General features: G+C 75.0%; 1 protein-coding gene and 1 pseudogene. One reads left to right on the top strand and one right to left on the bottom strand.

Annotated features, from left to right (window positions below; translation table 11 throughout):
• Positions 1-288, bottom strand: a pseudogene (locus ESO86_RS16780) (hypothetical protein); the annotation flags it as partial.
• 241 nt (positions 289-529) lie between these two features.
• On the opposite strand from ESO86_RS16780, the gene ESO86_RS16775 reads away from it, so the two are divergent.
• On the top strand, positions 530-1,531 hold a 1,002-nt coding region (locus tag ESO86_RS16775), incomplete at its 3' end, for an LLM class flavin-dependent oxidoreductase (protein ID WP_165308227.1).

The raw sequence follows: 1,531 nt of genomic DNA, 5'->3' as shown, positions 1-1,531 counted from the left end.
CCCGAGCTCGCGGGCGGTGCGCACGGTGCGGGCGACGTCGGCGACGGATGCCGCGACCACGACCGCGGCGGGACGCTGGTCGACGGCGAGGTTCCATGCGAGGCGGTCGGCGTCGTAGCCGGGGTCGCCCGGCAGGGAGAGGCGGCCGTCGAGGCGCTCGGCGAGGATCGCGAACGACTCGCGGAGCGACATCGACGGCGCGGCGGACTCGGCCTGGACGGCCGGGGCGGTGGTCTCGGGGGCCGCCGCGGTCTCGGCCGCGACGGTCTCGGAGGCAAGCGGGTTCACTGGTGGTCCTTTCACGGGTTACGGGTCGCGGGCCGGGCGGCGGCCGTCACGGCCTGGTCCGACGGCCGCCCGGATGACCGGGGGCGCTCACGACGCAGGTTCCATACAACGGCGCGGACGAAGGACGAGGATCAGGACGATCCCGCCGATCCGCTCAGGGTTATCCCGAGCTTCCGGACGCGATCCGCCGACCCCTCGACCCCGCGGAATAGCGCGCCGGCGGGGCCGGTTGCAGGTGGGGATGTCTCTCATGCCGCGCCTCTCGGTCCTCGATCTCGTCCCCGTCCGGAGCGGGCAGTCCTCGGCGGAGGCCGTCGCGGCATCCGTCGCCCTCGCGCAGGCCGCCGACCGGCTCGGCTTCACCCGCTACTGGTTCGCCGAGCACCACAACATGCCGTCGGTGGCGTCGACGACGCCGCCCGTGCTCATCGCGGCGACCGCGGCGCGCACCGAGCGCATCCGCGTCGGCTCGGGCGGCGTGATGCTGCCGAACCACGCGCCGCTCGTGGTGGCCGAGCAGTTCGCGGCGCTCGAGGCGCTCGCGCCCGGTCGCATCGACCTCGGCATCGGGCGGGCGCCGGGGAGCGATCCCGTGATCACGCAGCTCCTGCGCGTGAGCGGCCCGACGGCCGACGTCGACCGGTTCCCCGACCACGTCGCCGACATCCTCAGCCTGCTCTCGCCCGACGGAGCGACGCTGCGCCTCACGAGCGGCCGCGAGTACCCGATCCAGGCGACGCCCGCGGCGACCGCGGTGCCCGAGCTGTGGCTGCTCGGCAGCTCGGACTACTCGGCGAGGCTGGCGGCCGAGCTCGGCCTGCCGTACGTGTTCGCCAACCACTTCTCGGGCGAGGGCCTCGAGCAGGCGCTCGAGCTCTACCGCTCCGGCTACCGGCCGAGCGAGCGGCATCCGTCGCCGCAGACGATCCTCACGCTGAACGCGGTCGTCGCCGACGCGATCGACGAAGCCGAGGCCCGCGCGCTGCCGCAGCTGCGCGCGATGGCGCGACTGCGCCTCAACCGCCCGATGCGCCCCCTCGAGACCGTCGAGGAGGCGCAGGCCGCACCGCGCGACTCCGATTCCGACGACGTGATCGCGCGCATGCGCACCCGGTGGGTCATCGGTGAGGCGGATGCCGCGGCATCCGCCGTGCGCACCCTCGCCGAGCGCCACGGCATCGACGAGGTCATGGTCGCGCCGATCGCGGGCGCGCACGCCGCCGAGCCTGCCGACGCCGCGCCC

This window comes from Agromyces binzhouensis, from assembly GCF_004135055.1.
GTDB classification, from domain to species: Bacteria; Actinomycetota; Actinomycetes; order Actinomycetales; family Microbacteriaceae; genus Agromyces; species Agromyces binzhouensis.
Note: the sequence above shows the minus strand (reverse complement) of the source record. Positions and strands in the feature narration are given on the sequence as shown.